We start from the raw sequence: 23859 nt of genomic DNA on the forward strand, positions 1-23859 counted from the left end.
TTATCCATAAAATAAGACAGACAAGCCGGGACATTCCCAGCCTGCCTGTTCGGAATCAAATGATATGCGGGACTTGCCATACAACAGGAGATACACGAATCTGCTCATTCAGCCAAGATTGTGCAATCTGCTTAAACAGCACAGGATCCCCGCTGCATAAAAATTGATGAATCGGAATCGAATTGGAGGTCGCAAGCATTCCTTTGTGGTACAGGATGGTGCTAATTTCTCTGGCTGTCTCGTCCGCCGAGCTGATCAGCGTTACATCGGGTCCCATCACATCCGAGATCGCATCGGATAAGAACGGGTAATGCGTACAGCCAAGGATCAGGCAATCCATCGGCTCACTCTTCAGACGTTGAAGCGACTGTTCTACGACCGAACGGGTATGCTCCGTGTAAAACTGCCCCGATTCTACCAATGAGGCGAGCTTGGGACAAGGCTCACTGACCACCCGAACGTAAGGCGAGATTTGGCGCAGAGCATACTCATATGCGTTGCTTTTGATAGTCCCTTCCGTTCCGATAACGCCGATCACACCGTTACGCGTTGTCTTGATTGCAGCGCGTGCGCCCGGGTGGATAACGCCGACCACAGGAATAGACAAACGTGCGCGAATTTCGTCTAATGCGACAGCAGTTGCGGTATTGCAGGCGATAACTACCATTTTCGGCTGAAACTGTAATAAATAATCAACAATTTGATGCGTATATTGAACCACTTCATGTGGAGCTCTGGGTCCGTACGGTGCCCGAGCGGTGTCGCCAAAATAAATGATCTTCTCTTGCGGGAGCTGACGCATGACTTCCTTCACTACGGTCAGCCCGCCTACCCCGGAATCCAGAATGGCTATCGCTTGCTGCACTAGTATTCGCTTCCTTTGACTGTGAATTGATAATACGCTGCATGCCTCTAATAGAGTATGATGGTAGAAGAAGAAAGGTACCAGCAAACAAAGCTAGATCAGCGCCAATTCATCATACCAGAAGGAAACCGGGCCCATCCATCATGCGAAGCTGAAGAAAAGCTATCATTTGGCTGACGCCGGTATATCGCTTAAAAGGGCAAATTCATAGCCTGCCTCACGCACGCCTTTAATTATGCGGTCCAGAGCCTGAATATTCTCCTCCGAGCCTTGATGCATCAGAATAATGTTGCCGTCATGCAAATTATTCATGATATCGTTGTAAGGATCGTCCGCCCCGTTCTTCCTCGGCTCCCAATCCCTCATGGCCGTAGACCAGAATACCGAAGTATATCCCATCTCGGAAACCAGGCTCAACAAATGCATATTGTAGCTCCCGTAAGGAAACCGGAAGTAAGGTTGAATGTCTTGTCCGGTTACTTCTTTATACAGCTTCTCGTAATCCTGTATTTCCTTTTTTACCTGTGCGTCCGTCTGCTTATTCATATCCGTATGCGTCATCGTATGGTTGGCGACAAGGTGCCCGTCCGCTACAAGCTGACGAACAAAATCAGGATCCTTCTTCACGTTATAGCCCGCAATGAAAAAGTTAGCTTTCGCATCGTTATCCTTCAACGATTTGAGCAGCAGCTCCGTATCTCCCATCGGACCTCCCGTATCGATTGTCAAATATACTTTTTTTCCTGTGCCGACCCAAAGTGCCTTCATATCTTTGGTAAAAGATTTCGTTTCATTCGGAAATGAAGGAACCTGTCCCTTCGGTTTCTTCATGTAGTACCATGAAAGAGCCTTCTTATCGTTAGCCGATGCAGACTTGGTTCCCGTGCCCGATTGGTAGGTCGCCGACACGGCCGTTTCCGGTTTGGGAGCAGCGGCTTCCTTGACCGGCTCAGGCGATGCAGTAACAGACGGCGCAGCCGTCGGACCGGGTTCTGCCTTGGCATCAGCCGCTGAGAAGGACCCTGCGGCCGGGGCTTGCGAGCCTGCGGACGGGGTCGGCTGGGGAGCAGGAGTATGGCTGGATGCTTCGCCTGACGGCATCGGCTTCTCCCCTGCGGAAGAGGTAGGGTTAGAGTTTGAACAAGCCAAAGTCGTCCATACGAGGCAAAAGATTACTGCAAAAGCACCTATCCTTGAGCTGTTCATCATCATCGATGTCCCCTTTAAGTAAAATGATCACACATTCAAACGGCAACTGCTTGTCCCAAAAGTTATGCAAAGACGGCAAAGCGAATTTTTGTTCGTGTATATTTTACCAAATACACCTACTTGTGACAATGAAATTCCGATGATATCAGATAAGCTGTCCGGATGCGATGAGCTTGTACAGCAGCATTTAGGCTGGAGGGGCATGTCAATCGTGTAGAGCAGATGGCTGACGAGCCACATAATGTAACATATCGGATTGTTCATAGCGGGAAGGTGCTGCTAATGAAAATTGATCTTGGATGCGGGACGCAGAAGAATCCCGGATTTATCGGAATTGACAAGAAGGATGGACCCGGTGTCGATATTGTATGTGATATCCTGCAGGGCATTCCTCTGCCGGACGACTCGGCGGATTGCTTATTTGCGGTTCATTCGCTCCCCTACATAGATCCTTTGCTGGATACTATGAAGGAAATATACCGGATATGTAAGCACAAAGCTATTGTATGCATCGTCGCTCCTTATGCGCACACCTACTTTCATGCGGCTAATCCGCATTACAAAAGCTGGTTCAATGAATACAGTCCTTTCTATTTCACCGGCCGCCTTCTAAGGGAAACCTATTGGAGAGAGCTGATAACCCCCTATGCATTCCCATCGCATGATATGGATCGGGAGCCTCCTGACTACGATTTTCAGCTCTTGAGGATGGAGTTCTTCTATTCCATGCCCTTCAAGACCAACATGTACGACGAGGAGGAACGCACAATTGTAAGGCATATTCAACCGAACGTCGTCGACGAAATTATGTACCATTTTCTAGTGGTAAAGCAGCCGCTTACCGTTGATGAAATCGAAGATATGGCTATGAGGAGTCTGGAGGAGCCTATGCAAATAACAAATCGCCGCCGGGAACGGCCGGAATCCGGGCAACAGCTTGATGCAGGCCAGCTCCTGGAGAAGGCCCCCTCTTTAAACGATACCCAGCCCCCTGTCATTCACAAGCGAAGCTCATCTAAGACAAAGTCATCTTTACGCCATAAGAAAACCGGTATGACCAAAGGAAGACGCATGATAAAAAAACAAAAAGCCAAAAACGGAACGAAATGATCTTGATTTTCGTTCCGTTTTTGCTTGTCGTCAGCTAATCTTCCTCTTCCACGACAACGACTTCCGTTCGGTTAGATCGGGCTGCTGCCCTAAACACGGCCCCGGATGAACGAGCTGGCGCTCTGTAGAAGATCCGGCACCCTTATCTGCCTAGCTTCAATAGGACCGACGTTCCGAATGGTTATGGTGTATTCTATACTGTCTCCTACCGTGGCTTCCCTCACACTGGTATGCTTCGTAACACGAAGCAGCGATTCATGACCCATTCAGATATTCCTGGTAACGAATCTACAAACCGTACATTTTATTATATGTAGAAACCCGCTGCAGCAGACTTGATACTAATAGAGACATGGCCCGATAATACCGTACTTCGGACGCAAAAAACTCCCTCCAGCATTGCGCTGAAAAGGGAGTTCAATCGGATCATTTAGACAAACTTGGGAAGCCAGTTACCGTGAGCCTCGATCAAATCGTCGCACATAGCGACAATATCGTCAATGGACAGCTCCGCCGCCGTATGAGGATCGAGCATAGCCGCATGATAAATATGCTCCTTCTTACCGGTTATCGCCGCTTCCAATGTCAGCAGCTGAGTGTTGATGTTCGTACGGTTCAGCGCAGCCAGCTGCGGCGGAAGATCGCCTACATAGGTCGGTGTTACGCCGTCGGCATCCACAAGGCAGGAAACCTCGACGCAGGCTTCTTTCGGCAGGTTCGTAATTAAGCCGGTGTTCATCACGTTGCCGCCGATTTTGAACGGCACGTTCGTTTCCATCGCATCGAAGATATAGGAGGCGTACTCTTTGGAGCGCTTATGCTCCAGGCTTTTGTTATTGACAATCTCGTCACGCATCGTCTTCCACTTATCGATTTGACGAATGCAGCGGCGGGGATACTCATCCAATGGAATGTTGAACCGCTCAATCAGCTCAGGATAATTGCGTTTAATGAAATACGGATGGTACTCGGCGTTATGCTCGGACGATTCCGTCACATAGTAGCCAAAGCGGAACATCAGCTCATAGCGAACCATATCCTTGTGTGTTTCCTTCTGCTTCTCGCGGGCGCGGCGTTTGATTTCTGGATACAGATCGACACCGTCCTTCGTGACTTCCAACAGCCATGCCATATGATTGATGCCCGCAATTTTCCAATGAACGCCTGTCGAATCCATCTCCAGGTTTTTGAACAGATGCGATACGCAGCCCTGAACGCTGTGACACAAGCCTACGGTCTTTACCCCGCCGTACGTAATCATAGCGTTGGTAAGAACCGCCATCGGGTTCGTATAGTTCAGGAACCAGGCGTCCGGACATACCTCTTGAATATCCTTGGCAAAATCAAGCATGACCGGAATGGTCCGCAGATTGCGGAAAATGCCGCCGATCCCTACGGTGTCGGCAATCGTCTGGCGTAAGCCGTATTTCTTCGGAATTTCAAAATCGGTAATCGTACACGGATCGTAGCCGCCGACTTGAATGGCGTTGACGACGTACTTGGCGCCGCGGAGAGCTTCTTTACGGTCCGTATACGCTTTCACCACACACGTGCTGCCGGTAGTTGCCTTAAGGTTGTTCAGCATGTTCTCCGAATCCTTCAACCGTTCCAGATCGATATCGAACAACGCCAGCTCAAAGCCCTGCAGCGATGGGGTCAGCATGCAATCCCCAAGCACGTTTTTAGCAAATACGGTACTGCCTGCTCCAAGAAAAGTAATTTTGGACATGTTTCTTCCTCCCCTATTTCCCAAGTTAAGTCTTACTACCTTACCTAGACTATACTTGCCGGAACCGGAAATGCATATGGAGACAAACCACTTTTACATGGATAATTGTAGTTTCGTTTCACCGGCTGTTCTGACGCTCGACGGCTAGCAGCAATAGATGCAATATCGTTATGAGAGTAAAGGCTATCAACGCAAGGAACGGGATCGTAATAAAGCCCAGCCAATTAATATAGTCGACATCGCACGGAACCGGTCCGCATCCGGTCGCCGCCTCTTTAAACCAAGAAGTCTTTTGCATCAAGTAATGATAGAGTGAAATGCCCATTCCCCATACACTGAGAGGAAGCACATAGAGGTACTGCTTCGTATCCTTGCGCACGGCCGCGATGGCTAGTATAATCACGAGAGGATACATAAGAATGCGCTGATACCAGCATAATTTGCAAGGCAAGAAATGCAAAATCTCGGAAAAATAGAGACTTCCGAGCGTGGCGACAAGCGCTACCACCCATGACAGATGTAGTGCATTTTCTTTTATAAATCGGTTCCTATTCATCTTAAACGGCTCTCTCCTCAAGTCATTAGTACCATACTTCTCCAAATCTTCTATCATCATATCAAAATTGATTGAGGTGTACCATATGAAGGCATCCTATCATTCCGTATCCTTTAATCCCCGTCCCGGCAAAGGCGAGCTGACGGTTCTTTTCAGCGGTCAATCCCAGACGAAGCCGCTGCACCGGGTCGGTCCCCAGGTGCTTGACTACTATCTCGTCCATTATGTTGTATCCGGGCGCGGCACCTTCAGCTGCATGGGAACGGATTACCGTCTGGAGAAGGGGAGCAGCTTCTTCATCTTCCCCGGAGAGCTGGTCAGCTACGCTTCGGATGAGCAGGATCCTTGGTGCTACCGTTGGGTAGGGTTTAAGGGAAACAGGGCGGACGAATATTTAAGCATATTCGGAATCTCCCCGCACCAGCCGGTGGCCTTAACCCAGAACCATCGTAAAATGCAGGCGCTGTATCATCAGATGGAGCTGACCATGCGCAGGCGGCAGCCGCATTGCGATATGCAGTGTGAAGGCTATTTGCGGCTGCTTCTGGCCGAATATGCACAGGAGCTTGGTCACGACAGCATCCCTAAAAAAGAAACCTCCGGCATCCAGCAGCAGATAGAGCAGGCGATTCGCTGGCTTACGCTGCAATACCATCAGCCGATATCCATAGAATCGATGGCCCAAAGCCTCGGCTATCACCGTACGCATCTATCCAAAATGTTCAAGCAGCAGACAGGGCTCTCTCCCATGAATTTTCTGCTGAAAATCCGCATGGAGCGGGCCAAGCTTCTGCTGCAGGATGAGCTGACCGTCGAGCAGGTGGCCTCGTCCGTCGGCTTCAGCGATCCCTTGTATTTCTCCAAGCAGTTCAAGAAATGGTACGGCCGCTCCCCTTCGGATTACCGTCAGGATCAGACGATGAATCCATACGATTGCAGCCAATAAATCAACGCAAACAAGTGAGGCCTTGGCTTCAAAGCTTATCCAGGTACTTGGCGGGAGGCTCCGACATATATACAGAACAGCAGAGCGATTCTTCAGCCTGATGCCGATGAATCGCTCTGCTGCTATACCGAAAAGCTGTAAGCAACCTGACGGGCGTTGTCCGTAAGCAGCTCCTGCCATTGGGACTCGGGGAGCAGATCGACAGCCGCCTTGATGGCGATGCGGCCAAAATCCAGTTCCGGCACCTGCTCCAACGTGAATCGGTCCGTAATTAACCGGCCCAGCAGGCCCGGGAACTTGGCCTCCATTTGCTGGAGCCGGTAGATTCCGGTTTCAAAGTCCTTTCGCGAGGCATTGACCGAGCCCAGCACGCATTTATTCTCCAGGACGAGCTCCTGGTTGATCATATCCGAAGAAATCTTCAGCGTCCGGCTGCCCGGCGTGACGCTTAACAAGGCAAGCACTCCGTTCGGGCTGAGTGCGGTCATCGCTTCGAATGCGAGCGGGCTGTAGCCCGTGCATTCGAATATCAGATCGGCGCGCTTGCCGCTCCGCTCCAGGAATCCGCTGAGCGTATCCGCGGATTCCTGGTCCGGCCCGCTTGCGCCGCCGGGCTCTCCCGCCTGCCGGTACTCGGCACCGCAGGCGCGAACCAGCTCCGCCGCCAGACTATCGGCCGGCGACTTGGACCATACCACGGTGTCGAGTCCGAGACACCGTGAGGTGAAGGCCGCCAGCAGGCCGAGCGGCCCGGAGCCCAGCACCAGCACCGACCGGGGCTGCCAGATCAGACGCTGCTGAATGCGTCCGACCTGATCCCATACCTTCTCGACGATGCTTTGGGGCTCCGTGAGCACTCCGTAATGCAAGCATGCCGGAGGCACCTTGACCAAATACCTGGCTTCCTCGACGTAGTACTCGGACAGATAGCCATGCCGGCCCTTAATCCCCCGTTCGACGTAATGGCCGGTCTCGCAAAAATCCGCATGGCCGTTGCGGCAGTTGACGCACATCGGCTCATTGCACGGTCTTCGCACCAGCGCGCAGACCAGATCGCCTTTGGCAAGACCGTAAGCTTCATCCGCCTCGATAACAACGCCAAGCGATTCGTGACCAATCGTCAGCCCGTTCTCTCCTTCCGGAGGGACGCCGTATTTCTCCGTCATTAACTCGCGGTCGGTACCGTCAAGACCGATGCACAGCACGCGCACCAGAACGTCATCAGGCTGCTTCCGCTCCGGCTGATCCACTTCCATCAGCTCAAGCCTTACTTGATCGCCTGCCGGATTTGCGGCGGTATTCCGATTGTCTTGCTTGGCTTGGTCGCGCAAGCCTTGTTCTGCTGCTGCCGATGCATTCGCATCCTTGCCGCTTCCCTCAGCCTGAGGCTGAAGTCCGTTCAAACGTACCGTCTTCATTGGGACACTCCCGTGGTCTGCAGCAGCTTCGCGTCGCTGATGTCCTCTTTGCCGAACTGTTTATTTTGGAGGAGCTTCTTCTTGGATATATACTCCTGTACCACCTTGACGTAGGAGGCGTGCGACCAGGTGAGCGGCGAAACGGACAACGGAGCTCCTGTATAAGGATGAACCTGTTCCGCAAGAATGCCCGTAGGCAGGGCATGCTTCATCGTCCAGCGGATCAAATCCTCCGCTTCCTTAAGCTCGCTCTCACTGCCTGCAACGGCTATAACCCACTCCGCGTACCAAAGCGTGCAGATAAACCACGGATTCCCCGGAACCTTGCCTATATCGTGAGTAACCTGATGATAATAATCGTCGGTGTACCGGCCTATTCCTCCTACCTCCGACTGAATCCACAGCTTCTCCCGAATCGCCTTCATCGTAGAGACAATCCGTGGATCATTAGCGGCGAACATCTCAAAGTCAAACAGAGCGTACAGGCTGGCGTCCAGCGTCATATCCGGCTCGTAGGTATTTTTCTCCCGATTCCAGTACAACGACCGAATAAAACGGTTCTCCTGCTCCGAAAACATATACTGCTCGACAGCGTTTTTCACCTTGCCCGCCGCTTCCCGGAAATAGACCATCCGTGCTTTATCCTGGAAATGCTCGGCGAACTTGCTTGCCGCAAGCAGCCCCGCATAGACGCTCGCCACCGTGAAGGCATGAACGCCGTACCGTTCCTCCCACAGATCGTACGAAGGAAGAGGAAGTCCCGAAGCATCCCTGTAGCTCGCGAGGAAGCCTGCAGCCGGAATGACGAATTTATCGTAGTCGTCTCTTGCGTTATCCAGTGTTTTGGCCAATTCATGATGATGCCACAGCGCGAACAGCACCAGGGCGGTCTCGTCCTCCTGAATCGGGAACTGCTTCTCTCCGGCCGGGTTCATCCACGGATGCCAGCTTGAGCCTACGGAGCCGTCCGGATTATACTTGTGCAGCAAGAAGCCGTCCTTCGTAATGACTCGTTTGCAAAATTCAAAAAAACGGCTCGTCAGCACCACATACCCCGATCTATCCAGCGCATGGGCAATCAACGCTCCATCCCTTGGCCACATATAGGAGTACGTATCCTTGGCAAACTTCAAAATATCCGAATCGTTCGCCGCTATAATAGCGCCCCGGTTATCCATATTCGCGCGCACAACGAGCAAGCTTCTTTTATAAAAGGATGCCATATCCTTATCTATCAGGCTCAGATCATGGCGATCCTTGGCAAGCCACTGTTCCCAGTAATTGTAGGTTCTTTGCAGAAACGCGTGAGGCGTCGCTTGGCGGATATTTTGCTCGATGCCGTTAATCTCATCCAGGCTTTTGCCGAAGCCAATCCAAAACCACGCCTCCGCCTTGCCGCTGGCTGGAACCTTGAGCTCCAGCTCTATCGTCCCGTCCACCGAGCCCTGTGCAATCGGGTTGCGGCCCAGCTGACCGTCCTCGGCATCTCTCCAGGTACCTTCCATGCCATTCATTTCCTTCTGGCCTATGGCAAAGCTGGTGCAGCCGATGCCTTTCCCTCCTGCCCCGCTGCAGGATAGAGACAGGTAACGATGTCCTTTGTAAAAAATAAGTGACCGAAGATCCGGGTCATAGTACACCGTATCCCCCACACCATTTCCGTATAAGTGCAGGTCCAAATGAAAATAAAGCTTGACCACTCTCTCCTGCGGCCTCATATTCTCAACCACGACTTTGCGTACGAGTACATTTTCCTGTACATCCACCCCGTCGCGAAGCAGCAGCTTGAGTCCCAGCCGTTCATGAATCCCTTCCACATTGGTGACCATGGAATCGTTAAGATAAGAGGACTTGCGTACCAGCTCCGGATGGTCGATCCAGAAAAAGTCTTCCCCCGTCCATACGCCAAAGTGAGATAAATGATCCGCCGACTGATTCTCTTGCCCCACATAAGGGTAATACATATCGCGTAGGTTATAGCTTGTATCGAAATTTACCAGCACATTGCCATTACCCAAAGGTAAATCACGCGCCATACATTGCTCCTCCTTCCTATCTCTCCCTAATGTCCCCGAATACAAGCCTAATTTATGCAAATCAGCCTTAAAGTTCTTTAAGCACCACTGAAGAAAACACAAAAAAAGCATGCAGTGTGACACCGCATACTTCTTTTTTAACAACTGGCCAATATTTATTTGCGTTTACGGCCATGTTTGACCAAGGTCATCCGCCGCGAATGCCGCAGCCATGAATAGTAAGCTTTCAAATCGCGCAGCTGGATGTCTTCAGACACTCTCCCAAGGAAGGTGACGACAATCATTTTATGTAAAGGATTTCCCGCTATATCCACTTCGTCCTTGATGGTCATAAACTCGGCCACCATAACCAGATCTTCGTCGATTAAATACACGTCTTTTTCATTCTCGTAATAAGGCTTGATCCGTTCAAACTTTAATGCATCCCACAGATAGGAGCAAATGTGCTCAATGCCGCCTTGATCGGTCTCCACGCGTTCGGACCAGCGGGATATGGCATGGCTTGTTATGACGATATCTGCAATTTTATACCCGTTAAACGCCACATAAAAGGGCTCATAAGTGCTCCAACGGTTCATGACCTTATCTCTCATCTCCATGATCCCCCTTCATGATGATAATCAGCCCTTTATGCTAATGTAGTATTTATACTACAAACCGTCAAGATTTACTTTATTTTATTAATTATTTTTTAGATTCATGCCTAGTAACCCCTATATTTTTTTCTAAGAGCTATTTCTTTTCGGAAGCTTGTCCATTACAATAAACAAAGAAAGAGGTGATTTACAAAATGGGACAACCTATCCCTGAATTTGGTAAATTTTTAGAAGGCTTGCGCGGTTCCATGTCCTTAAGGGAAGCAGCTAAAAAAAGCGGTTTATCGCACGCATATATCCGTGATTTGGAGTTGGAAAAAAACCGGTCCACCAACGAAAAGATTACCCCTTCTCCCGATACTCTCAAAAAACTTTCCGACGCCTACTGCTACTCCTACACCGATTTGATGATCAAGGCCGGACACTTGAAAGCCCAGGACTTTAGTGACGCGCCGAGCACCAATATAAATATAGATTTGGCTACCGTCTATTATATTGAGGTAGGGACCAAAGACATTATGTACTGCAATCAAGCAACGAAAGTAAGACATAGCATCGATTCCTTACGAGACTTCAGCGAGTTCCTGGAAAAGCTGGACGATCTGGAGTTCAAAAAAGTGGACGCGGACGTCTACGCCAATTTCCAGCATATCCGCAAATATGATGAAAAGAACGGCCGGCTCTACTTCGATTCGAAGGGTGAAGGACTATTCGTCTCCATGTCCGCCCTGCGCCAACGCAAATACCACGATCTGATCCTGCGCAAAATCGCCAATAACAATCAGACCAGCCTAGAGTTTACCTTCGGCAAGACCGCCGGGATTAACCCTTCGTTTATTAAGGGGTAGATTCATTATTGAACCATGATACGGTAGTCTTTTCTTCTATTATCTATACTTACATTCTATATCAATCATGACTATAAAATATATCATTGACATAGTGTTCGGCCTATTTGTACTATGAGTGCAATTAGGCTGATTTTATTTTTTAGGAATGGTGAATGAATGAGGCAGCTATGCGAACTTCTTATCTTCGCGGTAACCTGGACTTCTATGCTTTCTTTAAGTCTGGCACTATTTCGTTTAAAGTTTAGAAACTACATACCGCAATTGACGATCTCGATTGTCCTGCTATCTCAAATTACATACATCATTCAAAGCTTTCATTTGGCTCTGCTTGTAACGAGCATTCAGCCTATCTGCTTTTTTCTATGTGTATGGCTCATTTTTCGGTTTAAATGGATTTACTCCTGTATTATGGTCGTCCTCTCCTACACGATGGCCCTTGCCTTTGAAATCTTATTTAACTGGATTTTATCGGGCTTTAATTACAATGATTTTATAATCATTTACCAAGAGCAGTACTTTATTCAAGGCTTTGCCGTCTCTTTTCTATGCTTTTTGAGCGTGTTCTTATTAGCTAGGTTAGGATTGGGATTCTCATTCATTTCCAGTCACTCCGCTCGCAAGCCCATGCCTAAAGAAATACTGACCGCTCTTACCATAGGCATCATTTCTTTGGGAAGTACGAGCCTTTCTTTGTATGTTTGGAACAAGTGGATCATGGCTACATATGGGATAACTTTTATTTTTCTAGCCGTTATCTTTTATTTGGCTTATAAGAAGGAAATTTCAGAGTAATTAATGAAGGGTTGGGCTTCATCCTTATTGGCATCACCACTCTTACTATCGTTTATTTCAAAAAAATTATTATGCTTTCTATCACTTTATTATTATTGATCGTAAGTGTCATACTTCATTTATCTTATCTGATGGAAATTGATGACTAGGAGGGAGTCAATTTGGAACAGGTTAGAATGATTATACTTTATTTGGTATTCTGGCCCTCTGTTCAGCTAATGGGCCTTGTACTTTTTCGTATAAAGCCTCATTTATATTTAAAATGTATCATTATCAGTACTTTAGTTCTGACACAAACCTCATATTTTCTACAGTCTTATAAACTTATTTTCTTAATGTCGATTCTACATCCTATTGTTCTTTTACTTTGCTTTTGGGTGTTTTATCGTCTCCAAATAGTCCAATCCTTACTCATGGCTACCTTGGTCTTCGGCCTAAATGTTGTGTTGGAATCGAGCTTTAACCTGCTGCTAGCTCAGTATAATTACATTGAGTTTATCCGTATCTCAAGAAACGATTATTTCATCCAAGGTTTAGTTCTAACAACAATCAATTATTTAATTACAGTGTTACTGTACTTTTATAGAATCGGCTTTACTTTCGTAACAAGCAATATAATGATTCGAAAAAAGGCTTTCCCGAAAAAACTCATCTTGACGGTTATCCTTGGATGGCTTCCTATTTTGATTACTAGCCTAACTATTGAGTACTTTTCTGAAATTATCATGCTAGCTATAACTACTACGTTTTTTGCACTGGTTATTATTTTGCATCTTTCACATGAGAAAGAGATGATGGAGTGAGTAGAGGTTTGTTCTAGCACCGCATATTCCATTACTTTTTCAAGCTTAGTTTAATCATGAATTTGTTTTATAGGAATGAGTTATCAGAATAGATAATGCACAGCGGCGGGGGAATTTCTAGATGGATCAGATTTGGACAACTTTTCTTCAAGCATGTTACTGGTGGCTTACACTACAAATATTAGGACTATCAATATTTCGTTTAAAGATCTCAAGATATCTAACACACGTCATTATTTCCACATTACTATTATCCCAGATTACAATCGTGCTGCTAACATTCAAAATTATCTATCTCTTGTCGGTACTCCAGCCTATCGGTTATTTTCTTTGTGTATTCTTAATCTATCGTTTTAAGTTGTGGCATTCATTTCTTCTAGTTTCTATAACATATGTCACCAATGTTATCTTAGAGCTTTCATTCAATTTGGCAATAGCTAACTTCGACCACGGTAAGTTTGTTGAAATCACTCGTAACGATTACATCATTCAAATCTATTTTTTATGTTCAGTGAATTTAGTTTTATCTTTTATTCTCAATAAACTTAGGATTGGGTTTTCCTTTATCACATCAAGAAGTCATAGTTCAAAGTCTGCAAAATTCCCTACAAAGTTTTACCTTGTGTTAGTCCTCGGATCATTATTGCTATACTTTAGTGGCGTTTCTTTCATATTTTATAACAAAATTATATTAATTATTCATTCCATGCTATTTCTTGTCTTTTTATACTTAATACATATGTCCTATGAAAAAGAACTAGAGGATTGAATTTCGTGGTATAAATGTTTCATTTATATTACTAAATTTTCAGATTACTTCAGGGTAACATCTCCAACTAAAAGATACCTACCCGCAGCTAGAAAGCGCTTCATTCGACAAAATTCTACTTGTTAAGTTTACAATAGTATATTAAACTTAATTTAATTACCCTCATATTGATTTAACATTTTTATCTTTTTTCTTTTTAGAAATAGGTCTTTATAATTAATTAAAACCACTTTAAACGTTCATTTCTAAAGGAGACGGGCTGTGTACTATTTAGTAAGAATCTTTTTCTCTAGTATTGAGTTTTTCACTACAGTATTATTGTGCCTTTCTTTATTTAGAATCTACTTCCGCTATTCATTACATAAAGTTGCTCTCATTGCTATTGTTATGGCAACAGTTTCGGTTTATGTTAGAGACATCCTAGATTTGATAAATTATGCAGTCTTACCTGTTATTTTATCCGAGATTATTCTAATTACTATATTGTTTGGATTACCATTTATATTTTCTTTTTTGGTATGCGTGATAGGAATATTAGCTACCGCAACAATTGAAGGCATTGTAATTTATGTTGGAGGACACTTCAATTTGTTCACGGAAACTCTTCTAAAAGTCTCTCTAACTCAATTCATTATCTATGATCTTATTAATGCATTGCTTCTTGCACTTATTATTATTCCACTTCAAAAATATAAGCTCGGATTTCATACCACTAGCAACGATGCATTAAAGGGGTATAATTTTTTACTTTCAGCGATTCTTGTAGTAGCTATTGTTGCGATACAAATAGAACTTGTTAGTTTTAAAGCGTCTGCCATTCATATTTTTATACCTATTATACTTGGAATAATTCTGTTAGTTGGTGTTTATCTAGCTTATAGACATAACAAGAAACTTTGGAAGAATAGACGTGAAAGGTTATCAAAGAGATGAATTTTATAGACTCATCTGCACATGCCATTGCAAAGTGCATCCGTAGAAATTACTCTGAAGCTGGGTCTGAAATAGCATTAAGATATGCGATTAGCCTCTTGATCAATACGCTTACAGCGATATGTGTCGCAGTCATCATTACTTTTTTTACCGGGCATGTAGCAGAATGCATTGTTGGTATCATTTCATTTATTGTAATTAGATATGTTTCTGGTGGCATGCACATGTCCTCGTCCTTATCTTGCTGTATATTATCAATTATTATTTTTATTACAATTTCAAACTTTACTTTCCATTACTCGGTAGCTTTCTTCATTATTGACTCTTTATCACTTATTATTTTCATTATTACTGCCCCTAATAATATAAAGAACGTAAGTAGTATTAATGAAAAGTACTACCCTCTTTTAAAATTGATTTCTGTAATATTCGTTGGATGTAATTTTATTATCAATTCTACGGTTTTAAGTGCTGCATTCATTATACAGGCATTTCTAACTACAACTATATCTTATAAATTAAGAGATGTGATAGAAAGGAGAATACCTAATCTATGAAAACAAAATTAGCCTATTTTGCAAATGCTATTCTTATGACATTAGCAGCATTATTTATTACAACCAACTCTTTAATAGGTCACCGCCCAGAAACACCACAAGAACTACTGAAAAAATAATATCTGGGGCTGTCCCTCAAGACAGCCTACCAATCCTTCTCTTATGGAGCTGAATTTCATGCAGAAAATTCCTGTGACGCGAGACGGCAAGAGAGGGTCGGAAATTATCATCTTGGATTCGAGCAGTGTTGTCAAAATCGATAAGATTCGCGAACGTGAAGTTATCGTTCACACCAAGGATCGGCAGTATTATCTTGATTTTTCTTTCGATAATTTGGAAGAATGGCTGTTCGAGGACGGGTTTCGGCTCTTAGATAGCTCTAATATCGTCAACATGCACCACGTAGAAGATTATGATACGAAAAAAGGAATCGTTTATTTAGGTGAAAAAGACCGCAAACGTTCCAAAACAGCCTCTGCCGCACGTATTCACAAAGAGCACATCGAAAACGTAATGCAATTACTCACGACCTCTGACCCCTCTTCCGCCCATCATAATCCCATTCAACACGATGAATTGTTTGCCCGTATTGTTAATGAGACTAAAGACGATCAATTTCTACGTTCCTATGCAACTATTCGGGCGATGAATGAACGTAAGCGGGCAGAGGAAAAAATCATTCATATGGCTTATCACGATTCGTTGACAGAGCTTCCGAACCGTCTCTATTTTGATGATCGACTCAAAGCCTGTCTTCAGGAATCAGAGAAAACGGGAAATCGGGTAGCCGTTATTTTTTTTGATTTGGACCGATTTAAAGTCATTAATGATACGCTAGGCCATCACATTGGAGATCAGCTCTTGCAAGCTTTGGCGCGCAAGCTTCAAATATATATCAAAGACCACAATGTTGTCGCCCGTTTTGGCGGGGATGAGTTTATGATTCTGCTTTCCCAAACGACCCATGTCGATGAGCCCGCGCAGCTGGCTAAAGGGATTCTTAATCTCGTCAAGGAACCTTTTCACATTGAAAAGCATGAGCTGTTCGTAACAGCAAGCATAGGGATCAGCCTTTATCCCAATGACGGGATTGATGCCGAAACCTTGTTGAAAAACGCCGACAATGCCATGTACCGCTCCAAAGAGAAAGGTGGGAATTCATACCATTACTACCATCCCGACATGAACAAACGCTCGCTGCACACGCTGAACATGGAGCTTCATCTGCGTAAAGCGTTGGAACGTAAGGAGCTTCTTATTTTATATCAGCCTTTGGTCGATTTGCACACCGGCACCATCAATGGAATGGAAGCGCTCGTTCGTTGGCACCATCCGGAATGGGGTATGATCTCTCCCGCTGAATTTATCCCCCTGGCCGAGGAAACCGGACTCATCGTCCCGATCGGTCATTGGATTCTTAAGCAATCCTGTATTCAAACCAAGCAGTGGATAGATTCCGGATATCCCGCACTATGCGTCTCCGTGAATATTTCGGCCATTCAATTCCATCAGCCGCAATTTATTCCGATGATTCAAAAGATTTTGGACGAAACCGGGCTTAAGCCTGAGCATTTGTGCTTGGAGATTACAGAGAGCGTTGCTATGAACCATATCCCGCAAGTGATCGAAACGATGCACCATTTGAAGGAGCTGGGAGTTCGAATTTCTATCGATGATTTTGGAACGGGTTACTCCTCCCTCAGTTATTTGAAACGGTTCCGCGTTCATACGTTAAAAATCGACCAATCCTTCATTCGGGACGTCACATCCGACGAGGATAATGCCGCTATCGTGACAGCGCTTATTGCAATGTCGCAGCAGCTGAAGATGAAATCCTTGGCAGAGGGCGTAGAAACGATGGAGCAGCTCGAATTTCTTCTGTCCCGGGGATGCGATGAAATCCAAGGGTATGTGTTCAGCAAGCCGGTAGCCGCCGATGATTTTGAAAAGATGATAAAAGAGAAAAAACAGCTATATTTGCCGAAATAGGGAAAAAAGTGCGGTCTTGAACTGAAACTTTTTTCTCTTTTTTACGTTTATAACTGTAGAAAATCCAATATTTTGAAGGGAACGAAGACATGCCAGCCAATTTATCGAGCAGTCCTAAGACGCGTACGACAGTGGCCGTCAAGAAGCTTCCTTCCTCTCGAAAAAAGAAGAAGAAACGGGCTTCCGCTCTTGTAACTCTATTCTTTTATACGATGTCTGTACTGATGACCTTCGGGATGATCTTCAGTCTCTGGTTCTTTCTGACAGAGTCGGGAACGAATCTTCGCTATCTCATGGCGGATACGCTAATAACAACACAGCATCGGCATTGGGCCGCTTACCTGATTGGCAACGACGAGCTGGAGAAACGGGTCAACCGGTACTGGGCGCAATTTGACACTTATACGGAAGTGAAGGACCAGCACCTGGTGCAGGTCAATAAACCAACCGCCGCGGAGCCTAAGAAGGAGCAAAAGAAACCCCTCGTTGAGATTGAGCCGATCGAAGGCAAAAATTTCAAAGGAAAGCTGCTTATTGTGAATGACCCCAAAAAACTGAGAATTGCCGTTCCGAACAAGGTAGGCAAAGGAGAAAAGGTATCCTCCATGGTGAAACGGCTTGGAGCTGTAGCAGGCGTCAATGCTGGCGGCTTCGTCGACCCGGAATGGATGGGCAACGGATTCCAGCCTACAGGTCTCGTCATGTCCGGGGGCAAAATTTTCTATAACGACGGAAGCATGAATACACCGAATCATATTGTAGGCATTGATAAGGACGGGCGGATGATCGCCGGGAAGTACAAGCCATCCGAGCTGCTGCAAATGGGTGTTCAGGAAGCCGTAACGTTCGCTCCGCGGTTTATCGTTAATGGAGTAGGCCAAATCAAGAATCAGGCGGACGGATGGGGAATCGCCCCTCGTACTTGTATGGCACAGAAGGAAGACGGTACTATCATGTTTGCCATTATTGACGGCAGACAGCCGGGCTATAGTATCGGCGCGACGCTGTACGATATTCAGAATATTTTTCTGGAGCATGGAGCCATTACAGCGGCCAACCTGGACGGCGGCTCGTCCACGGTATTGGTACATGATAACCAAATCATTAACAAGCCTGCCAGTGAGCATGGTGAGCGGTATTTGCCTACGGCTTGGCTCGTGTTTGACCATCCGGAAACCGCCGATATCCGCAACATATGGCAGGGACTCGATCCAAGCAAGATCGATCCTTCGAAATGGTAATGCCCCCCACAAAGCGGGGGCTTGGCTCCGAAGCCGATTCAGGCACTTTGCGTGGAGCCCCGATTATAAAGCTCTACCATGTTAAAAACCATCCGCCTCAAGTCTTCTGCCTTGGACGGATGGTTTTTGTGCTATATGTCTTATTCGGTTATTTCCCTTCCTCTTCAGCTTCCCGGTCTTCATTCACGATGACCGTTGCTGCAACAGGAACCTCAGCCGATTCGTCGGTTTTTCCGTTTTTCCAAGACAACGCTTTTTCCTTGACCTTGCCTGCCCATTCTGTAGTGGAGCTGCCGAGAGAATGAGTTTTTTCCGAAATCGTGCTGGCTAGTTGTTTGGATTTATCCAATACGTTACCTGCAACCTGCTGTGTTTTCTCGGAAACGTTGTGTACGCCTTCCGCCAGATCGGCTCTAAGCTCTTTTCCTGATTTAGGTGCAAGCAACAGAGCGGTCACCGCTCCCAAAACGGTGCCTACTACGGCTCCGATCAACATATCTTTTCCTTTTTTATCCGCTGCCATGCTGTTCATCTCCTTCGTCTTGATCATTCGCCAGTCTTGCCCTTGGGGGAGGCCTTCTGGGCCTGCCATCTTTGCCATAGCTGGATTCCCGTTGTCGTCAGCTCTATCAGGTCCTTAACTGTATCCTGTCGGCTATGTAGCGATTCCCGAGCCTCCAGAACCGTATCGGACAATGTGCGGGAGACCAGCTTCACCGAATGGGATAGCGTACTGGCAGCTTCCCCCGTCTGCTCCATTGCGGCTACAAACCCATCCGTTGCCTTTAATCTTCCCTGTACGTCCTCCAGCAATTGTCTGGACAGACGAATCGTACGGACCGATTCTTCGGTAGTCAGCTTCAGCTGCACTTGAATGGCGCTTAATGTCTCCTGAGCCTGGGCCATGGCCTTGCGGGATTCTCTCAGCATAAAGAGGAGATACCCTGCCAAGATGATGAAAGCCAAGGACGCCAGGCTTACGCTGATTTGCCAAATCACGTACCGCCACCTCCCCCCATCGGCAACTTTCCTAGACGAATGCCTATGGAATAGTACATTATAAGTAGCATGCGCTTGTTTTGACACTGAAAATGGAAAAAATTTTTCTACCCATACCAAAATAAGGCCCCAAAGGGGCCTTAGGGGTTGTTGAGAAACCCTAGCGTACCGAAAAATGCGAAAGGTGATAGGTGGGGTGTCCCTTGGAGGAGCGATAGCGTCCGCCTTTGTTTTCGGAAAATATCCGCTGTAGAGCGAATATATTCACAATTTTCCGAAAACAACAGCGGCCGGAGGGGGATACCCCACCGGGGCACCAAAGCTATTTTTCATTTTTTTCCAGGTTTCTCAACAACTAAAAAGGCCCCCGAAGGGGCCTTACCTCATCACTTCCATTTTAGCTGCTGCAAAAACGAAGTGACCTTTTGCACTGCGTCTTCAGGATTTTCGACGGGAAGGTGAATGAAGTCATTCACATGCTTTTCGCCGGAATGCTCATAGCGCGGATCATAGTAATGCTCGAGCAGCAGCGCGACCGCCGCGGCATACTGGTTCATGATGAGCGCCCTTTCGATTTCAGCCGCAATCGGAGTATGGAGCCGCCGACGTATCCGTTCAAATGCCGTGAGGCATTCTTCTTTGTGAGCCGCGGGATCGTAATCCTCCACAATGTGCCTTATCCTGGCTTCCATCGGCATGTCCAAATGCAGCTGAATTCCCTTATCCTTCGCCTGGACCAGAAAATCGGGCATGACGGCTTTGCCGATCCGCTTGCTCTCCGCCTCCATCACTATAAAGGGACGATAGTTATACCGGAGCAGATCCTGAAGCAGAAGCGCTTCAAACGTTTTTTGATTATTCGGCTTCAGCCCGATTTGCCCGAAGATGGAGCCGCGGTGACCTGCAAGCCCCTCGATATCCAGTACGGGAATGCCTTGCTCAGCCAGCCTGTGCAGCAGCGTGGTCTTCCCGGTTCCTGTATAGCCGTTGATTACGATCATTTGCGGCTTCAATTCGAAATGCTCGAGCGATTTGACAACCCACTGGCGGTAAGAGCGGATACCGCCAGCCAGCCGATAAACACGGATGCCCATAAGCGAAAGCACTGTGGCCGTTGTTCTGCTTCTCATGCCTCCGCGCCAGCAGAAGACGGCCTTGCGGGAATCAATCTCTTCGAATTGCTTAATTAATTTCGGAAGCTTGGCGGAAATAATCTCAAGCCCCCGGTCTTTGGCTGCCTGAAAGCTGACCTGCTTGTAGATCGTGCCGATCTCCGCACGCTCCGCATCATCGAGAAGCGGAATGTTCATGCTCCCGGGAATGGTGAAATCCCGGTACTCGCCCGGCGATCGAACATCAATCAGCGTCAGGTCCTTCTTTTGCTCCAGCAGCTCTTCTACGGTGATATCTTGAAACAATTGCCTCTCTCCTTATATAAAGAACGAATTCGCTTAAGCAACCGTCCTTCATGGTTCCTGCTGCAGACCGATTCGGCTACAGCGTATCAACAACTTGAATCTGCCCCGGATGATCGCTCGTCACTTCACCGATCAAAGCAGCCTCTACGCCGGCCTGAACCAAGCTGCGAAGCAGCTTGTCAGCCTCTTCGGCCGCCACGGAGATGAGCAAGCCGCCGGAAGTGACCGCATCGCACAATATCCATTGATCGATCTGATCCATAGAGGAAGGGAAGGTTACGGTACCTTCCAGATGAGCGTAATTGTTCTTCGTGCCGCCTGGAACAAACCCGGCTTCAGCAAGCTCGCGGACACGCGGAAGAACCGGAACCTGGCGGAAGCCGATGCGAACGCCGACCGAGCTGCCCTTCGCCAGCTCCGCAGCGTGGCCCAGCAGGCCGAATCCGGTTACATCCGTACATCCATGCACCGAGAACGGCTCCATCACTTCAGCAGCTGTTTTGTTCAGCGTGCTCATAACTTGGGTCACACGCTTGACTTCTTCCTCACTCAAGGCATCCTTTTTGATAGAAGTCGTCATAATGCCTACTCCGATAGGCTTGGTCAAAATTAATTTGTCGCCTGCCTTCGCTCCCGCATTCGGCTTCACTTTATCCGGATGGATGATGCCCGTAACCGCCAGACCGAATTTCGGCTCATTATCGTCTATAGAATGACCGCCTACCAAGGTCGCCCCCGCTTCCTGCACTTTATCCGCCGCCCCGCGCAAAATATCCGCCAAGACCTGCTTATCCAGCTTTTTGATAGGAAATGCCACAATATTGAGCACGGTCAGAGGCTTTCCTCCCATGGCATAGACGTCGCTGAGCGCATTGGCAGCGGCGATTTGACCGAAGGAGTACGGATCATCCACAATCGGTGTAAAAAAATCAACGGTTTGAACAAGCGCCAATTCGTCGGTCAGCTTATAGACCCCGGCGTCATCGCTCGTATCCAGGCCAACCAGCAAATTGGGATTCGGCATGGCTTGAGGCAGTGTTTTGATGACCTGCTGAAGATCCGCCGGTCCGATTTTACAACCGCAGCCTCCTTTGCTCGAAAGCGAGGTTAATTTGATTTTATCTGTCAGCCCTTCACTCATGGAAATCGACTTCCTTTCTCTCTTATACAAATACCGTTTATACCAACATTATCACAGTATTCCCCGAAAATACAGATTTGGAGCTTGGATGGACGGGCAAAAAATAACCCCACATTATGGGGCAAGTCTGTTGAGAAAGCTACTTGACTTCGAAGCCGGTTCAGGTAGTTTGAGGGGAACCCGTCTTATATGCAAAAAAGCCGGCGAATGAGCATAACTCATCCGCCAGCCAGCCTGTTTAGCTGAGAAACTGTCCGTTCTCCATAATTGAACGGTCATCGATGTATACCGTCGGCTTCGTAACGACGCCGTCAATATGTACTCCTGCGGCAATGACCCCGCCGAAGGTATTGTTGCTGCCGAACGCAACGTGAATCGTTCCGTATACCTTCTCGTCCTCGAGCACGACGCCGGTAATCCGGGCCTTGTCGTTGGTTCCGATTCCGAATTCGCCCAGCTGCCGTCCGTCCCCGTCGCCCAGAATTTGAAGCAGCCTTGCAGCATCCGGGCCTTCCGCATCGACAATACGGCCCTTTTCGATAGTGACCTTAAGCGGGGATTGCAGCTTGCCTATTCCCGCTACAGAGCCGTCAATAACAATCTGCCCTTCCGCCGTTCCTTCCATCGGCGCAATATAGGCCTCCCCGGATGGCAGATTGCCCGACTCTCCCGGATTCAAATACATGCCGGTGCTCGGAACTCCGTTCCTGCCCGCGATCGAGAAGGTTAAGATGCAGCCGTCCTTCTCAATCCGAACCTTTTGACCTTCGGTCAATATATCTGTGACCTTCTCCGTCAGCTCCTTCACCTTCACATAATCCGCGGAGATTGCACCCTCCAGGAACATGTCTTCGGTAATGCCCGGCATAGTCGCCAGCCTGGCACCAGCTGCCGCTGCCTGCTTGCGGGCCTGCGTATGGGTCAAGGAATGCTTCGTGATGCAGACCACCACGTTGGAATTAGCCATTGCCGTCGCAACGGGCGCAGGCGGCTCTTCCCCCGACTTGGATCGTTCCTTCATAACAACGAGCATCGATTCCGCTCCAAGCTGCTTTCCTGCTTCGAATAAGGACTCGGCCAGCTCCTTCTTCACTTCGTCGGCAACGACCAAAAAGGTTTCGTTCTCTTTAAGCCCCAAACAGCTTTTCAGGACGTTCTTGCTAATTTCTGTAAGTTTCGGATTCATCGTCTGTCTTCCTTTATCGTCAAATCATTTCCGATACTAATTTTGCCATAAGTACATTGGACAATACAACTGGTAATCCGGAGGCTTGGGCTGCAAGCTCCCGGGCTTCCTCGGTATATCCCATGCAGTCCATCACGATGAGATCCGCCTTGTCCTTCAGCTCGAACGCCGCCTGCCGATAATGATCCGGTTGATGAAGGTAAGGTGAAGCGACGGCAAAGAGCGGATTGAGGCCCAGTGAGGTATATTTGGGCTTAAGATCCTCCTTCTGTTCCTCGAGCGGCACGATCACTCCCAATCGTCTGTTTCCAGCCATAGCTTTCAACGCAGGAGGAAGGATATGGTCCGGTTCGATCAGGTAAGAAGTCGTTGTGCGAAGCCCCGGAAATACACCGGTGCACAAAAGCAGGATCTGCCTGATCCCGCGCTGCTCCAGCTCCGTAATTTTCTTTTGCAGGATGGGCTGAATCTTCTCACGGGACATGACGACGGAATCCCCGTTCCTCAGTCGAGAGGTCAGCACATAATCTCCTTCTTCCGGGCTTACCTGCTGTTCTATAGCTTCCTTATCCATTCCATCCAGTACACCGACCTGTACAAGCTCCGCGCGACCCTCCAAATATTTCTCCATGATGGGCGCCACATCGGGCCGGGGAGCCTGGCCGATAGTAATCATTCCTAATTGGACTGCCATCCTAATGCTCCTTCCCCGCCA

Annotated in this window: 23 protein-coding genes; 9 read left to right on the forward strand and 14 right to left on the reverse strand. The window is 47.5% G+C overall.

Going from position 1 to position 23859, the window contains the following annotated elements; genetic code table 11:
* Positions 1 to 55: 55 nt before the first annotated feature.
* The gene (racE, locus tag GGC63_RS02745; RefSeq protein ID WP_318780970.1) at positions 56 to 865 is read right to left on the reverse strand and encodes a glutamate racemase; all 810 of its coding nucleotides are present in this window, start codon (positions 863 to 865) and stop codon (positions 56 to 58) included.
* A gap of 165 nt (positions 866 to 1030) precedes the next feature.
* Entirely contained in the window at positions 1031 to 1774 is a 744-nt protein-coding gene (locus tag GGC63_RS34325; protein WP_318780971.1) for a delta-lactam-biosynthetic de-N-acetylase, read from the reverse strand.
* A 31-nt stretch (positions 1775 to 1805) separates the two neighbouring features.
* On the opposite strand from GGC63_RS34325, the gene GGC63_RS34330 reads away from it, so the two are divergent.
* The gene (locus tag GGC63_RS34330; RefSeq protein ID WP_225947872.1) at positions 1806 to 2096 is read left to right on the forward strand and encodes a hypothetical protein; all 291 of its coding nucleotides are present in this window, start codon (positions 1806 to 1808) and stop codon (positions 2094 to 2096) included.
* A 260-nt stretch (positions 2097 to 2356) separates the two neighbouring features.
* A complete protein-coding gene (locus tag GGC63_RS02755; protein WP_192701001.1) occupies positions 2357 to 3184 on the forward strand; it encodes a methyltransferase domain-containing protein in 828 nt (275 codons plus the stop codon).
* Positions 3185 to 3273: 89 nt separating this feature from the next.
* Here the strand turns inward: GGC63_RS02755 and GGC63_RS02760 are convergent, their stop codons facing one another.
* The 3 genes from GGC63_RS02760 to GGC63_RS02770 all read right to left on the reverse strand — a co-directional run bounded on the left by GGC63_RS02760 (position 3274) and on the right by GGC63_RS02770 (position 5469).
* Positions 3274 to 3450 (reverse strand): DUF11 domain-containing protein, encoded by a 177-nt coding sequence (locus GGC63_RS02760; RefSeq protein WP_192701002.1) that lies wholly within the window; start codon positions 3448 to 3450, stop codon positions 3274 to 3276.
* 164 nt (positions 3451 to 3614) lie between these two features.
* Positions 3615 to 4913, reverse strand: a complete 1299-nt coding sequence (locus tag GGC63_RS02765) for an alpha-glucosidase/alpha-galactosidase (protein WP_079908567.1) — start codon at positions 4911 to 4913, stop codon at positions 3615 to 3617.
* A gap of 118 nt (positions 4914 to 5031) precedes the next feature.
* On the reverse strand, positions 5032 to 5469 hold the full coding sequence (locus GGC63_RS02770) for a disulfide oxidoreductase (protein ID WP_192701003.1): 438 nt from the start codon (positions 5467 to 5469) through the stop codon (positions 5032 to 5034).
* Positions 5470 to 5554: 85 nt separating this feature from the next.
* Here GGC63_RS02770 and GGC63_RS02775 point away from each other — a divergent pair, with 85 nt between their 5' ends.
* Positions 5555 to 6415, forward strand: a complete 861-nt coding sequence (locus GGC63_RS02775; protein ID WP_192701004.1) for an AraC family transcriptional regulator — start codon at positions 5555 to 5557, stop codon at positions 6413 to 6415.
* Between the two features lie 122 nt (positions 6416 to 6537).
* Here GGC63_RS02775 and GGC63_RS02780 read toward each other — a convergent pair whose 3' ends face one another.
* The 3 genes from GGC63_RS02780 to GGC63_RS02790 all read right to left on the reverse strand — a co-directional run bounded on the left by GGC63_RS02780 (position 6538) and on the right by GGC63_RS02790 (position 10462).
* Complete coding sequence (locus GGC63_RS02780; RefSeq protein ID WP_192701005.1) at positions 6538 to 7833, reverse strand: glucose 1-dehydrogenase; 1296 nt, start codon at positions 7831 to 7833, stop codon at positions 6538 to 6540.
* On the reverse strand, positions 7830 to 9869 hold the full coding sequence (locus tag GGC63_RS02785; protein WP_192701006.1) for a glycoside hydrolase family 15 protein: 2040 nt from the start codon (positions 9867 to 9869) through the stop codon (positions 7830 to 7832). The genes GGC63_RS02780 and GGC63_RS02785 overlap by 4 nt, the downstream gene beginning before the upstream one ends.
* A 155-nt stretch (positions 9870 to 10024) precedes the next feature.
* Positions 10025 to 10462, reverse strand: coding sequence for a hypothetical protein (locus tag GGC63_RS02790; RefSeq protein WP_079908562.1), 438 nt, complete (start codon positions 10460 to 10462; stop codon positions 10025 to 10027).
* A 197-nt stretch (positions 10463 to 10659) separates the two neighbouring features.
* Between GGC63_RS02790 and GGC63_RS02795 the strand changes: the two genes are divergently transcribed.
* From GGC63_RS02795 to GGC63_RS02820, 6 genes are all read left to right on the forward strand, one after another.
* Positions 10660 to 11313, forward strand: coding sequence for a helix-turn-helix domain-containing protein (locus tag GGC63_RS02795; protein WP_192701007.1), 654 nt, complete (start codon positions 10660 to 10662; stop codon positions 11311 to 11313).
* A gap of 2628 nt (positions 11314 to 13941) precedes the next feature.
* Entirely contained in the window at positions 13942 to 14613 is a 672-nt protein-coding gene (locus GGC63_RS02800; protein ID WP_192701008.1) for a hypothetical protein, read from the forward strand.
* Positions 14610 to 15170 (forward strand): accessory gene regulator B family protein, encoded by a 561-nt coding sequence (locus GGC63_RS35290; protein ID WP_192701009.1) that lies wholly within the window; start codon positions 14610 to 14612, stop codon positions 15168 to 15170. Before GGC63_RS02800 ends, GGC63_RS35290 begins: the two co-directional genes overlap by 4 nt.
* Positions 15167 to 15289, forward strand: coding sequence for an AgrD family cyclic lactone autoinducer peptide (locus tag GGC63_RS02810; RefSeq protein ID WP_192701010.1), 123 nt, complete (start codon positions 15167 to 15169; stop codon positions 15287 to 15289). The genes GGC63_RS35290 and GGC63_RS02810 overlap by 4 nt, the downstream gene beginning before the upstream one ends.
* 58 nt (positions 15290 to 15347) lie before the next feature.
* On the forward strand, positions 15348 to 17159 hold the full coding sequence (locus GGC63_RS02815) for an EAL domain-containing protein (RefSeq protein WP_192701011.1): 1812 nt from the start codon (positions 15348 to 15350) through the stop codon (positions 17157 to 17159).
* Between the two features lie 89 nt (positions 17160 to 17248).
* Positions 17249 to 18400 carry a phosphodiester glycosidase family protein gene (locus GGC63_RS02820; RefSeq protein WP_192701012.1) on the forward strand — a complete coding sequence of 384 codons (1152 nt, stop codon included), beginning with the start codon at positions 17249 to 17251 and terminating at the stop codon, positions 18398 to 18400.
* 148 nt (positions 18401 to 18548) lie between these two features.
* Here GGC63_RS02820 and GGC63_RS02825 read toward each other — a convergent pair whose 3' ends face one another.
* The 6 genes from GGC63_RS02825 to GGC63_RS02850 all read right to left on the reverse strand — a co-directional run bounded on the left by GGC63_RS02825 (position 18549) and on the right by GGC63_RS02850 (position 23838).
* Positions 18549 to 18923, reverse strand: a complete 375-nt coding sequence (locus GGC63_RS02825; protein WP_079908963.1) for a YtxH domain-containing protein — start codon at positions 18921 to 18923, stop codon at positions 18549 to 18551.
* A gap of 23 nt (positions 18924 to 18946) precedes the next feature.
* Complete coding sequence (locus tag GGC63_RS02830) at positions 18947 to 19399, reverse strand: DUF948 domain-containing protein (protein ID WP_192701013.1); 453 nt, start codon at positions 19397 to 19399, stop codon at positions 18947 to 18949.
* Positions 19400 to 19785: 386 nt separating this feature from the next.
* Positions 19786 to 20817 carry a tRNA 2-selenouridine(34) synthase MnmH gene (gene mnmH / locus GGC63_RS02835; RefSeq protein WP_192701014.1) on the reverse strand — a complete coding sequence of 344 codons (1032 nt, stop codon included), beginning with the start codon at positions 20815 to 20817 and terminating at the stop codon, positions 19786 to 19788.
* Positions 20818 to 20893: 76 nt separating this feature from the next.
* The gene (gene selD / locus GGC63_RS02840; protein WP_079908551.1) at positions 20894 to 21958 is read right to left on the reverse strand and encodes a selenide, water dikinase SelD; all 1065 of its coding nucleotides are present in this window, start codon (positions 21956 to 21958) and stop codon (positions 20894 to 20896) included.
* Positions 21959 to 22196: 238 nt separating this feature from the next.
* Entirely contained in the window at positions 22197 to 23144 is a 948-nt protein-coding gene (locus tag GGC63_RS02845) for an aminopeptidase (protein ID WP_192701015.1), read from the reverse strand.
* Positions 23145 to 23163: 19 nt separating this feature from the next.
* Positions 23164 to 23838 (reverse strand): AroM family protein, encoded by a 675-nt coding sequence (locus tag GGC63_RS02850; protein ID WP_192701016.1) that lies wholly within the window; start codon positions 23836 to 23838, stop codon positions 23164 to 23166.
* Positions 23839 to 23859 lie beyond the last annotated feature (21 nt).

The organism is Paenibacillus sp. OAS669 (genome assembly GCF_014873645.1).
GTDB classification, from domain to species: domain Bacteria; phylum Bacillota; class Bacilli; order Paenibacillales; family NBRC-103111; genus Paenibacillus_S; species Paenibacillus_S vulneris.

Bases quoted from the DNA above. Each gene is read 5' to 3' on its own strand.
- GGC63_RS02775 (WP_192701004.1), top strand. From the start codon at position 5,555: ATGAAGGCATCCTATCATTCCGTATCCTTTAATCCCCGTCCCGGCAAA.
- GGC63_RS02755 (WP_192701001.1), top strand. From the start codon at position 2,357: ATGAAAATTGATCTTGGATGCGGGACGCAGAAGAATCCCGGATTTATC.
- GGC63_RS02760 (WP_192701002.1), bottom strand. From the start codon at position 3,450: ATGGGTCATGAATCGCTGCTTCGTGTTACGAAGCATACCAGTGTGAGG.
- GGC63_RS02770 (WP_192701003.1), bottom strand. From the start codon at position 5,469: ATGAATAGGAACCGATTTATAAAAGAAAATGCACTACATCTGTCATGG.
- selD (WP_079908551.1), bottom strand. From the start codon at position 21,958: ATGAGTGAAGGGCTGACAGATAAAATCAAATTAACCTCGCTTTCGAGC.
- GGC63_RS02765 (WP_079908567.1), bottom strand. From the start codon at position 4,913: ATGTCCAAAATTACTTTTCTTGGAGCAGGCAGTACCGTATTTGCTAAA.
- GGC63_RS02825 (WP_079908963.1), bottom strand. From the start codon at position 18,923: ATGGCAGCGGATAAAAAAGGAAAAGATATGTTGATCGGAGCCGTAGTA.
- GGC63_RS02815 (WP_192701011.1), top strand. From the start codon at position 15,348: ATGCAGAAAATTCCTGTGACGCGAGACGGCAAGAGAGGGTCGGAAATT.
- GGC63_RS35290 (WP_192701009.1), top strand. From the start codon at position 14,610: ATGAATTTTATAGACTCATCTGCACATGCCATTGCAAAGTGCATCCGT.
- GGC63_RS02850 (WP_192701016.1), bottom strand. From the start codon at position 23,838: ATGGCAGTCCAATTAGGAATGATTACTATCGGCCAGGCTCCCCGGCCC.
- GGC63_RS02790 (WP_079908562.1), bottom strand. From the start codon at position 10,462: ATGAGAGATAAGGTCATGAACCGTTGGAGCACTTATGAGCCCTTTTAT.
- GGC63_RS02795 (WP_192701007.1), top strand. From the start codon at position 10,660: ATGGGACAACCTATCCCTGAATTTGGTAAATTTTTAGAAGGCTTGCGC.
- GGC63_RS02810 (WP_192701010.1), top strand. From the start codon at position 15,167: ATGAAAACAAAATTAGCCTATTTTGCAAATGCTATTCTTATGACATTA.
- GGC63_RS02845 (WP_192701015.1), bottom strand. From the start codon at position 23,144: ATGAATCCGAAACTTACAGAAATTAGCAAGAACGTCCTGAAAAGCTGT.
- GGC63_RS02785 (WP_192701006.1), bottom strand. From the start codon at position 9,869: ATGGCGCGTGATTTACCTTTGGGTAATGGCAATGTGCTGGTAAATTTC.
- GGC63_RS02780 (WP_192701005.1), bottom strand. From the start codon at position 7,833: ATGAAGACGGTACGTTTGAACGGACTTCAGCCTCAGGCTGAGGGAAGC.
- GGC63_RS02820 (WP_192701012.1), top strand. From the start codon at position 17,249: ATGCCAGCCAATTTATCGAGCAGTCCTAAGACGCGTACGACAGTGGCC.